Origin of the sequence: Ligaoa zhengdingensis, from assembly GCF_014384885.1 — a bacterium.
Classification (GTDB): Bacteria; Bacillota; Clostridia; order Oscillospirales; family Ruminococcaceae; genus Ligaoa; species Ligaoa zhengdingensis.
Genome location: NZ_JACRST010000009.1, coordinates 89,421 through 100,118, shown reverse-complemented (window position 1 = coordinate 100,118; position 10,698 = coordinate 89,421). Strand labels below are relative to the sequence as shown.

General features: G+C 57.2%; 9 protein-coding genes and 2 tRNA genes. All 11 read right to left on the bottom strand.

All coding sequences use genetic code 11. From position 1 onward, the window contains the following. Positions 1 to 59: transfer RNA gene (locus H8711_RS07650), tRNA-Asp, on the bottom strand. A gap of 16 nt (positions 60 to 75) precedes the next feature. Then, positions 76 to 151, bottom strand: a tRNA-Val gene (locus tag H8711_RS07645). A gap of 139 nt (positions 152 to 290) precedes the next feature. After that, the gene (gene hslO, locus H8711_RS07640) at positions 291 to 1,166 is read right to left on the bottom strand and encodes an Hsp33 family molecular chaperone HslO (RefSeq protein ID WP_249282881.1); all 876 of its coding nucleotides are present in this window, start codon (positions 1,164 to 1,166) and stop codon (positions 291 to 293) included. Position 1,167: 1 nt separating this feature from the next. After that, entirely contained in the window at positions 1,168 to 1,959 is a 792-nt protein-coding gene (locus tag H8711_RS07635) for a class I SAM-dependent DNA methyltransferase (protein ID WP_249282880.1), read from the bottom strand. A 2-nt stretch (positions 1,960 to 1,961) separates the two neighbouring features. Beyond that, positions 1,962 to 2,264 carry a YerC/YecD family TrpR-related protein gene (locus H8711_RS07630; protein WP_249282879.1) on the bottom strand — a complete coding sequence of 101 codons (303 nt, stop codon included), beginning with the start codon at positions 2,262 to 2,264 and terminating at the stop codon, positions 1,962 to 1,964. 211 nt (positions 2,265 to 2,475) lie between these two features. Further along, the gene (lysA, locus tag H8711_RS07625) at positions 2,476 to 3,777 is read right to left on the bottom strand and encodes a diaminopimelate decarboxylase (RefSeq protein ID WP_249282878.1); all 1,302 of its coding nucleotides are present in this window, start codon (positions 3,775 to 3,777) and stop codon (positions 2,476 to 2,478) included. Between the two features lie 28 nt (positions 3,778 to 3,805). After that, positions 3,806 to 4,414: a ribosome biogenesis GTP-binding protein YihA/YsxC gene (yihA, locus tag H8711_RS07620; protein WP_249282877.1), complete on the bottom strand. Its 609-nt coding sequence runs from the start codon at positions 4,412 to 4,414 to the stop codon at positions 3,806 to 3,808. A 10-nt stretch (positions 4,415 to 4,424) separates the two neighbouring features. Beyond that, on the bottom strand, positions 4,425 to 6,857 hold the full coding sequence (gene lon / locus H8711_RS07615; RefSeq protein WP_249282876.1) for an endopeptidase La: 2,433 nt from the start codon (positions 6,855 to 6,857) through the stop codon (positions 4,425 to 4,427). 266 nt (positions 6,858 to 7,123) lie between these two features. Next, complete coding sequence (gene clpX, locus H8711_RS07610; protein WP_249282875.1) at positions 7,124 to 8,449, bottom strand: ATP-dependent Clp protease ATP-binding subunit ClpX; 1,326 nt, start codon at positions 8,447 to 8,449, stop codon at positions 7,124 to 7,126. Between the two features lie 71 nt (positions 8,450 to 8,520). After that, positions 8,521 to 9,105, bottom strand: coding sequence for an ATP-dependent Clp endopeptidase proteolytic subunit ClpP (clpP, locus tag H8711_RS07605; protein ID WP_249282874.1), 585 nt, complete (start codon positions 9,103 to 9,105; stop codon positions 8,521 to 8,523). A gap of 249 nt (positions 9,106 to 9,354) precedes the next feature. Continuing rightward, positions 9,355 to 10,656, bottom strand: a complete 1,302-nt coding sequence (gene tig / locus H8711_RS07600; protein ID WP_249282873.1) for a trigger factor — start codon at positions 10,654 to 10,656, stop codon at positions 9,355 to 9,357. Positions 10,657 to 10,698 lie beyond the last annotated feature (42 nt).

Sequence of the window (10,698 nt, the reverse complement as noted above, 5' to 3'; positions counted from 1 at the left end):
GATGGGGCTCGAACCCACGACCTCTAGCGTGACAGGCTAGCGTTCTAACCAACTGAACTACCAGGCCATTTCTTTTGGTGGGAACAACAGGGCTCGAACCTGTGACCCTCTGCTTGTAAAGCAGATGCTCTCCCAGCTGAGCTATGCTCCCCCACTGCTATCGCCTCAAGCGACGATATTTATTATATAACAATTGATAGGATATGTCAATCCTTTTCTGAATATTCTGACAAAAAAAGCCACATAAAAAAATGGGAGGCCCGGCGAAAAATGCCGGGCCAGCGCTTCTATCAACAGGTTTCAGCGAGCGTTTTTAAATCCTCACTGGAAAAATGATACTTTTTATTACAAAAATGGCAGGCTACTTCGGTCTTTTCCTGTTCCTGCGCCATCTCGTTGAGCTCTTTTTTCCCCAGGGAAATCAAAGCGCGCTCGATGCGCTCCCGGCTGCAATTGCAGCGGTATTCCACATAGGCTTCATCTAAAATTTGAGGGGCGAACCCAGCCAAAGCGCGTTCGCACACCTGCTCCGGGGTAGCGCCTTCTGCGATCAACTTGGAAATAGCCGGCATCTCCCGCACGTTCTGTTCCAAGCGGTCGATCTCTTCGTCGGTAGCACCGGGCATAAGCTGCACCAAATAACCGCCAGCCGCCTTGACGGTCAAGTCCGGATTGACCAGCACCCCCAGGCCACACACAGTGGGGATCTGCTCACTCACTGCAAAATAGCTGGTGATGTCCTCTGCGATCTCGCCCGAGACGATAGGGATCTGCCCCGCATAAGGCTCCTTGAGGCCAATATCCTTGATGACCTGAAGATACCCCTGGGTACCCACAGCCCCCTTCACATCCAGCTTGCCGTACTGATTGAGCGGCAACTCGACGATCGGGTTCTGCACATAAACGCGCGGATTCCCCTTAGAATCGGACACTGCGATGATCGATCCAGCCGGACCGCCGCCCGCCAGGCGCAGCGTTACCGAATCCTCCTCCCCCTTCAATTGGGAACCCATCAAGGACGCCGCGGTTGCCAGGCGGCCAATCGCGGCGGTCACCACTGCGGAAGTGCAATGAATCTGTTCCGCTCGCGCGGCGATGTCCGTTGAATCGATCGCGGTGCAGACAATTCCCCCGTTTTCTGAGATGGAACGTACCAGTTTGCTCATTCTATTTCCTCCGAATCCGAATCTTTTTGGTGTTGTTTGCAGCAATCCCGCCCCGTTCGGGCGGCAGCTTGCGCGTCACATAGATCAGGCGCTGGGTATCCTCCTGAGGGGGCTGTAACGTATCGTCCCCATATACCGCCAGGATCTCCAGCCCAGCGCTATGCAGCATCTGTTCCAGTTCCTCCCGCTCGTAAGCGCGTTCGCAGAAACTTTCGCTTTCCCTGCGGTAGCGCTCCCCCTCCTCTTTGACAAAGAAGTCGAGATCGATCTGCACCAGATGATCCTGCTCCTGGTACTCATTCTGCCAGACACAGCAGCAGTCGTCGTTTTCGTAAAAAAAGGTGTTGCACCCGAGCACCTCGCGATGCTTATAGACCGTGTTCACGTCAAACAGGAACAGCCCATCCGGCGCGGTGAACAGCGTCACCCGCCGGATCACACGGCTGAGCTTATCCGCATCGATGATGTGGTTGAGACTGTCCAGGGCGCAGATGGTGGCGTCGATCGTCCCATAAAGGTTAAGTTCGGCCATATCCTGGCACAAAAACAGCGCGCCCGGCGCCTTGGACGCAGCAACAGACAGCATTTCAGCCGAACCGTCCACGCCGATCACATCGTAACCGAGGGATAGCAATTCCACCGTCAAGCTGCCTGTTCCGCACGCCAAATCCAGGATCAATTCAGCGCGATCTGTATATTGCCGAATCAACCGGTCGAAATACCGCGCCCGTTCCGGATAGGATACATTCCCCGTGAGGCGGTCGTAGTGGTTGGCAAAACAGGTGTATGACATTGTCAATCTTCCTGCTTCGCGGCATCCATCCGGTCAAATACGATCCGGTAGCCATCACATCCGTAGTTGAGCGAGCGGTTCACACGGCTGATCGTCGCAGTAGACGCGCCGGTCGCGTTGACGATGTCGCTGTACACCTTGTGCTCATCCAGCATTTTCGCCACTTGAAGCCGTTGGGACAGGGCCTTGAGCTCCGGCACCGTGCACAGATCGTCAAAAAAGTCGTAACATTCTTCCATTGTCTCCAGCGAAAGCACAGCTTTGAATAGAATTTCTACATTGATATCCTTCAGCTTTGAATTCATTGAGATGCCCTCCAAATCGTATGGTAAGCACGGGGGAAGAAATTCGCCCGCACATTTGCAGCGAACCAATTGATATTTAAGTTTAGTTTAACATACTAAATTGTGAAAGTAAACATCTGAAATGTGAATTTTTCTAATCTGTCCGCACACTGTGGACGAGAGGGCAAAACAGCCGCCCGAATGGGGCGGCTGTCAGTTTTCATCCATGATTTCAAAGGAGGTCGTTTTGCAGCAGTTCATCATAGCTTTCGCGGCGGATCACCACGCGGGAATCCCCGTCCTTTACCATCACCACGGCGGGCTTGGGCAGCCGGTTATAGTTGGAGGCCATCGAGTAGTTGTACGCGCCGGTGGCCAATACCGCGAGGATGTCCCCCGGCTTGGCCTGTTGAATCAGCATCCCTTCGCCGATGAGGTCGCCGCTCTCGCAGCATTTGCCTGCGAGCGTCACCTTCATATCCCGCTGGAGACCGGTCTTATTGGCAACCATCGCATGGTATTCCGACTGATACAGGATATAGCGCGGATTGTCCGCCATGCCGCCGTCCACCGAAACATAAGTGCGCACGTTCGGGATCTCCTTGACTGCGCCGATGGTGTAGAGGGTGACGCCCGCATCGCCCACCACCGAGCGCCCCGGTTCGATGATAATGTAGGGGATTTCCAGCCCCAACTCGGCGCAGGCGGCGTGCACCACCTTGGAGACGCTCTCCATATAGCGGTCATACTCCACCGGCTGGTGGTCCGGCACATACTTGATGCCGAAGCCGCCGCCCAAGTTGAGCTCGTGCAGCTCCACGCCGGTCTCCCGCTTGATATCGGCGATAAAGCGCAGCATCACCTGCGCTGCCAGCTCGAACGGGCTGATATCAAATATCTGCGAGCCGATGTGGCAGTGCAGCCCCTTGAGGTTGATATGCGGGAGGGCCAGCGCCTTTTTTACCGCATCCATCGCCTCGCCCGTCTCCAACGCAAGGCCGAACTTGCTGTCAATCTGGCCGGTACGGATAAACTGATGGGTGTGGGCGTCGATGCCAGGCTTGATGCGGAACATGATATCGGCATTTTTGCCGCGCGATGCCGCCAGGCTGTTGAGCAGCTCCAGCTCGGTCAGGTTATCCACCACGATGCGGCCCACGCCGTACTGCAGCGCCTGGGCAATCTCCTCCACCGTCTTGTTGTTGCCGTGAAAATAGATGCGCTCTGCGGGAAAATTCACGCTCATTGCGGTGTAGAGCTCCCCACCGGAGACCACATCCAGCCCCATGCCCTCTTCCATTGCGATTTTACACATCGCCTTGCAGCACATCGCCTTGCTCGCATAGGCCGCAATCCCTTTGCCGCCGTAAAAACGGTCGATGGAACTCTTGTACTTGCGGCAGTTGCGGCGGATCTGGTCCTCATCCATCACATACAATGGGGTTCCGTACCGCTCCGCCAGTGCGACGGTATCCAACCCGCCGATGGTGAGGTGGCCTAGCTCGTTGACGTTTAAGCAATCGGATACAAACATGGTGCTCACGCTCCTCATAAATTTTGTCTTATTCTTCAGCCGGTCCTTCCAGCTCCTCGGCGGCGAGCTCCTCGATGATCGAGCGCAGCTCATCCATCCCCTCGCCCGTTTCGGCCGATGTTACCACCATCGTGATCTGTTCAGCGCAGGGGATCTCCTGCTGCAGCGCGGCGAGGCGCTCCTCCCGCTGTTTCTTGCTCAACTTATCCGCTTTGGTCAGCGCGATCACAAACGGAGTCTCCGAATCGATCAGGTAATCGATCATTTGCAGGTCGTCCTTGGTGGGTGGATGGCGCATATCGACCAATTGGAACACCAGCACGATTTCGCGGTCGCTGTGCAGATAGTTGCTGATCAGCCCGGCCCAGCGATCCTTTTCCGAGCGCGATACCTTAGCGTAGCCGTAGCCGGGCAGGTCGGCAAACCGCACTTTCTCCAACCGGAAAAAGTTGATGGTGGTGGTCTTGCCCGGCATCGAGCTCACCCGAGCCAGCGACTTCCGGTTGAAAATTTTGTTGATCAGCGAGGACTTTCCGACATTGGAACGGCCGGAAAACGCGATTTCAATCGTCTCACAAGGGGGGATCTGTGAAAACAGCCCATAGGACGCCTCAAACTCCACCTGATTCCAATTCATAGCTCTCTCCTTACTGCGTAATCGCTTCCTGCGGCGCGGAAATCTCTCCCGCTTTCACCCGAGGCGCTGCGGCCAGCTCCGGCGGCACACAGCGGGATTCATAGGCGGAGATCAGCGCGGTTTTGAGCACCGTGTCGATCTGGTCGGCCGGCACAAACTGGATATGGCTCGCCACCACGGGGTCAATCTCGGCCAAGTCCGGCTCGTTCTCCTTGGGGATCACCACGGTCTTGATGCCCGCGCGGTAAGCGGCCATCGTCTTTTCCTTCAATCCGCCGATCGGCAGCACCCGGCCGCGCAGGGTGATTTCGCCGGTCATAGCCACATCGTAGCGCACCGGCGCACCTGAAAGAGCGGACGCCACAGCGGTGCACATGGTTACGCCCGCCGAGGGGCCGTCCTTGGGGATTGCACCCTCAGGGATGTGGATGTGAATATCCTTGGTCTTGTAGAAATCGGGTTCGATATGCAGCGAGGCGGCACGGGACCGGATGTAGCTGATGGCCGCGTGCGCAGACTCCTTCATCACGTCGCCGAGTTGGCCGGTGAGCTCCACCTTTCCCGATCCGTCGAGGATCGCCACCTCGATTTGCAGCATCTCGCCGCCCACCGAGGTCCAGGCCAGGCCGTTGACCAGCCCGATCTCATTTTTCGGCTCCACCATCTCGGGGCGAAACTTGTGGGGGCCCAGATATTCGGTGATATTCTTGCCGCTGATCGTGACCTTCTTGTGCTCGCCCGCCACAATCTGTTTGGCAGCCTTGCGGCAGAGGGACGCGACGGTACGTTCGAGGGTGCGCACGCCCGCCTCGCGGGTATAAAAATCGGTGAGTGCGTAAATCGCGTCGTCGGTGAGCTTGAACGTCCTGGCGCTCAGCCCGTGGCGCTTGGCCTGCTTGGGGGTCAGGTATTTTTTCGCGATCTGGAATTTCTCTTCGCGGGTGTAGCTGGAGAGCTCAATCACCTCCATGCGGTCGCGCAGCGGGTCGGGAATGGCGTCGAGGTTGTTTGCCGTCGTGACGAACAGCACATCGCTCAGATCGAACGGGATTTCGATATAGTGGTCGCGGAACGCGCTGTTCTGCTCGGAATCGAGCACCTCTAAAAGCGCCGAGGACGGATCGCCCCGGAAATCGTTGCCCAGCTTGTCGATCTCATCCAACAGGATCAGCGGATTTTTGCTGCCCGCCAGCTTGAGCGCATTGATGATACGGCCGGGCATGGAGCCCACGTAGGTCTTGCGGTGTCCGCGGATATCCGATTCATCCCGCACGCCGCCCAGCGAGATGCGGGTGTAGTTGCGGCCGAGCGCCCGCGCGATGCTCTTGGCCACCGAAGTTTTGCCGACGCCCGGCGGGCCCACCAGGCAGATGATCTGCCCCTTGATGTCCGGCGCGAGCTTGCGCACCGCCACCAGCTCGAGAATGCGCTCCTTGACCTTGGCGAGCCCATAGTGGTCCGCATCCAGAATTCTTTTGGCGCGCGCCACATCCGCCTTCTCTTTGGTCGCGGTGTTCCACGGCAGCTCGATGCAGGTGTCCAGATAGGTTCGGATCACCGCCGCCTCCTGGGAGTTGCCCGGCACGCGGGAAAGGCGCTCCACCTCCTGCCGCAGCTTTTGATCCGACTCCTCGGGGAGGGCGAGCTTATCGATCTTAGCCATGTACTCGTCCGCTTCCTCAATCGGGTTGTCGGTCTCGCCCAACTCCTCAGAGATCACCCTCATCTGCTCGCGCAGGAAGTAGTCGCGCTGGTTCTGGTCGATCTGATCCTTTACCTTATCGTAGATATCCTTTTCCAAACTCAGGATGTTGTTCTCATTCTCCAAAATTCCTGCGAGCGTCTCCAACCGCTTGACAATCACCGATTCCTCGAGGATACGCTGCTTCTCCTCCACATTGAGGGGGATGTTTGCGGTTATGTATTCGCCCAGGTAAACCGGATCTTCGCTTGAAAGCGCGTTCACAATCATTTCGCGCGGCATCTTGGGGGTGAGGTAGCAATATTCCTCGAACATATCCTTGACGGTGCGCATCAGCGCGTCGCAGAGGGCCGTGCGCGGGTAACGGGGCGTCTTTAACGGATAGCTTTCCACCGTGGCCTCAAGGTAGTTACCGGCATCGTTGAGACGCAGCATCTTCGCGCGGTAGTCGCCCTCCACCAGCACCCGCAGAGTGGAACCCTGCGCCTTGAGAATCTGGCGGATCTTTGCCACAACACCCACCCGGAAGAGATCCTTTTCGCCTGGGTCCTCCACCTTTACGTCTTTCTGTGCAACCAGAAAAATTTTCTGGTCATTTTTCATCGCTTGGTTGAGCGCGCTCATCGATTTTTCGCGGCCCACCTCAAAATGCAGCACCATATTGGGGAAGAGCACCAACCCCCGCAGCGCCAGCATCGGCATGGTGACCGGGGTTTCCTGCTCTTTGCGTTTCTCTTCCATCTTGATTCCTCCTTTGGAAGCTGCCTTTCACATCTATGGTTCAAAACCAGCCGGTTTTGTCACTCATTTTTTGTTGTGAAGTCATTATAGCGGATAATTGTGAATTTTGCAAGTAAGATTATTCCATCCTGCATTTTCAAAAAGAAAAAACAAGCCGGAGGGTGGATTCCCTCCGGCGCGATACTTGCAACATTCTGCGGCGCGGCGGTCAAATATTTCCACCGGCTGCGCCCCTTTGCAGCGCTTATCCGATCGCACTCGCCCGATCAGGAAACCGAAGAGGAGGACCGGGAACGGGGCTGCGCCCGCTTGGCTGAGAGCTGCAATTTTGAAGGTTTTCTTGCAGGATTGTAGGAGTACAGGGGAGGTTCTTTGCCCTCCACACAGGCTGCAGTCACGGTGACGGTCTCGATCGTGTGGTCGGACGGCGCGTTGAACATCGCATCTGAGAGGATGCCCTCCATGATACCGCGCAAGCCGCGCGCACCGGCCTTCTGTGCGATCGCCTTCTTGGCGACCGCCGACAGCGCCTCCTGTTCAAAGTTGAGCGCGATGCCGTCGAGCTCGAACAGGCGGGTATACTGCTTGAGCAACGAATTCTTGGGCTCGGTCAGGATGCGCACCAGCGCCTCCTCATCGAGGTTCTCGAGCGGCGCGATCACCGGTACGCGGCCGACCAACTCGGGGATCAGGCCGAATTTCACGAGGTCGTGCGCCTCAATATTTTGAAGAAGATAATCCTTTTCCTTGGTCTTTTTGTCGATCAGCTGCGCGCCGAACCCGATCGATGCCGAACGGTTGAGGCGCTTTTCGATGATCTTCTCGATGCCGTCGAACGCACCGCCGCAGATGAACAGAATGTTGGAGGTGTTGATCTGGATAAACTCCTGCTGCGGATGCTTGCGCCCGCCCTGTGGCGGCACATTGGAGACGGTGCCCTCCAAAATTTTAAGCAACGCCTGCTGTACCCCCTCGCCGCTCACATCGCGGGTGATCGAGGGGTTTTCGGACTTGCGCGCAATCTTGTCGATCTCGTCGATGTAGATGATACCGCGCTCGGCCTTCTGAATATCGAAATCCGCCGCCTGGATCAGACGGAGCAGGATGTTCTCCACATCCTCGCCCACATAACCCGCTTCGGTCAGTGTGGTCGCATCCGCAATGGCGAACGGCACATCCAAAATCCGTGCGAGCGTCTGCGCGAGCAGCGTCTTACCCACGCCGGTGGAACCGATCATCAGCACATTGCTTTTTTGCAGGTCCACATCCGCCCCCGACCCAAAGTAGATGCGCTTGTAGTGGTTGTACACCGCGACCGAGAGCGCGACCTTCGCCTTCTCCTGCCCAATCACGTATTCGTCGAGCGTCTCCTTGATCTCGCGCGGCTTGGGGATCACCAGTTCGGGTTCCTCGCGCGGGGCGCGCTTTTTCTGCGCCACATACCCCTCGTCATCCAGCACGTGTTGGCAAAGCTCGACACATTCGTTGCAGATGCACACGCCCGAACCCGCGATCATGCGCGTCACCTGATCCTGCGTCTTTCCGCAAAACGAGCAACGCAACGGTTTATTGTCGTCATATCTGTTGGCCATTGGCTCAAGTCCTCCATCTATATCTCGGAAAAAACGTGGGCTGACCCGTGAAACCAGATCAGCCCGGGATTTTATTCAGCCTTGGTGATCACTTTGTCGATCAAACCGTACTGCTTCGCCTCTTCGGCGGACATGAAGTTGTCGCGCTCGGTGTCGCGCTCGATGACCTCGAGAGGCTGCCCCGTGGCGTCGGCCAACATCTGGTTCAACTTCTTTTTGATCTTAATGAGGCGCTCCGCCTGGATTTTGATGTCTGTGACCTGGCCCTGCGAACCGCCCGACGGCTGATGGATCATGATCTCGCTGTTGGGCAGTGCAAACCGCTTGCCCTTCGCGCCTGCGGTCAAGAGAAATGCGCCCATCGAGGCGGCCATGCCGAGGCAGATAGTGGACACGTCGCATTTGATGTAGTTCATTGTGTCGTAGATCGCCATGCCGGCGGTCACAGAGCCGCCCGGGCTGTTGATATAAAGCGAAATGTCCTTGTCGGGGTCCTGCCCTTCCAGGAAGAGCAGCTGCGCCACCACCAGGCTGGCGGTGGTATCGTTCACCTCGTCGCAGAGCATCACGATGCGGTCGTTGAGCAGGCGGGAATAGATATCGTATGCGCGCTCGCCCCGGTTGGTCTGTTCAATTACGGTTGGCACCAGTGCCATAACACTCACCCATTTCTCCGCACGTCATATCAGTTTTGTTCAAAAATCCGGACGCACCCTCCGTGCGGAGAGCGGCGCGCCTTTTGCCGCAAATGGGGAGCTCTCCCTCCCGAAACACGCCAACCCGATCCGGTGCTGGCACAACGGAGAAGGCGGCGCGGCGGTTTCAATCAAGAGGATTGACCGTCTGCGCCGCTTCTATGCGCCCATCCGCCGCCATGTGGGGAAAACCTTGCTGCGTCCTGCCGGTCACTCCTGCACAGGGGCGGGCCCCTCGGTGATCACGGCGCTGTCGCGAACCAGATCGATCGCCTTGTTGACCGCCAGATCCTCGCCGACCTCTTCCGGGGAAACGGCCTTCTTGACCTGCTCGACCTTCATGCCGTAATTTTCTGCGAGCTTCGCATATTCGGCCTCGATCTCCTCCTCGGTGGCCTGGATACCCTCGAGTTCCACAATCTTCTCAAGCGCCAGACGGATCTTCACCTGTTTCTCGGCCTGTGCCGCGAACGTCTTGCGGAAGGTCTCCAGATCGGAGCCGGTATATTTGAGATAGTCGTTCAGGTTAAGGCCCTGCGACTGCAAACGGTATTCAAACTCACGCACGCTCTGGTCGATGCGGTGCTCATACATGCACTCGGGCACCTCGGCCTCCATGTTGGCGATGACCGCGTCGATCAGGCGGTTCTCCACATCGTCCTGCGCGTCCTTGTCCTTGCGCTCCTGCAGTTTGGTCTTGATGTCCGCCTTGAGCTCATCGAGGGTGGAGAAGTCGCTCATATCCTTGGCCAGCTCGTCGTCGAGGTCGGGCAGCTCCTTGGTCTTGAGCTCGTTGAGCTTGCACTTGAAGAGAGCAGGCTTGCCAGCCAGGCTCTCCTCGCCGTAGTTCTCAGGGAAAGTGACCTCAACGTCGAACTCCTGGCCGATCTCACGGCCCGCGACCTGCTCTTCAAAGCCGGGGATAAATTGGCCGGAACCGAGCTGCAGCGGGAAGTTCTCCGCCTTACCGCCTTCAAACGCGACCCCATCGCAGAAGCCTTCAAAGTCGATCACAGCGGTGTCGCCCATCTGGGAGACGCGGCCCTCCACGGGCACGATACGGCCAGCGCGCTCGCGCAGCTGCTGTAGCTCCGCATCCACCTCTTTGTCGGTGACCTCGGCCATATATTTCACCGCGTTGATGCCCTTGTAATCCTTCACCGCAACCTCAGGCTGAACAGTGACGGTCGCCGTGAAGGTGAATCCGTTTTTGTCCACATCGGACATCTCCACCTCGGCGCGGTCCACCGGCTTGATGCCCGCTTCCTTCACCGCGTCGTTGTAAGCGGTGGGATACAGGGCGTTGACCGCATCCTCATAAAACACACCCTCGCCGTAAGCCTTCTCGACAACCTTGCGGGGCGCTTTGCCCTTGCGGAAGCCGGGCATAACGATATTCTTGACCGCTTTGCGGTAAGCCTTCTCAACGGCGGCCTCAAACTCCTCCGCCTCGATGGCGATTTCCAGCTGATATTTGTTCGTCTCAATCTTTTCCGCTTTGATCAGTTTCATTTTCAAACTCCATTCCGCCGCTTGTATCGGCAAAAATTACAA